We start from the raw sequence: 451 nt of genomic DNA, 5'->3' as shown, positions 1-451 counted from the left end.
CGCGCCGCCCGCCGAGGCCAGGGCCAGCACGACCGCGCCGGTCGTGAACACCGCGCGCCGCCCCAGCCGGTCGGCCAGGGTCCCCGCGGTCAGCAGCACCGCGGTGAGCCCCAGGCTCATCGAGCTGAGGATCCAGGAGCGCCCCGACGGCGAGGAGCCCAGGTCGGCCGCGATCGGGGCCAGGGTGGCCAGCGGCGCGGTGTAGCTGACCAGGGCCAGCATCGTGCCGAGCGACGCCACCGCCACCGTGCGTCGGGCCACGCCGCCACCCCCGTCATCACCGCGGACCGGTCAAGATCGGGACGGACGCTACGCCGTGCGGGCTCAGCTGGGGAGGCCGAGCAGCGCGGGCAGGTCCGCGACCGAGTCGATGACGGCGTCGGCGCCCGCCGCACGCAGCCGCGGCTCGCCGTGCGCCCCACCCCGCACCCCGACCGCGAGCCCCGCCCCC

At 78.5% G+C, this 451-nt stretch carries 1 protein-coding gene; it reads right to left on the bottom strand.

Annotated features, from left to right (window positions below):
• Nucleotides 1–261 (bottom strand): MFS transporter (locus GTW08_RS19985; RefSeq protein ID WP_346009943.1); only part of this gene is annotated, 261 nt, incomplete at its 3' end.
• Nucleotides 262–451: the final 190 nt, after the last annotated feature.

This window comes from Pseudonocardia sp. SID8383 (assembly GCF_009864975.1).
In the GTDB taxonomy this organism is placed as follows: Bacteria; Actinomycetota; Actinomycetes; order Mycobacteriales; family Pseudonocardiaceae; genus Pseudonocardia; species Pseudonocardia alni.
The sequence above is the reverse complement of the archived record's forward strand: the minus strand, read 5'-3'. Positions and strand labels throughout refer to the sequence as shown.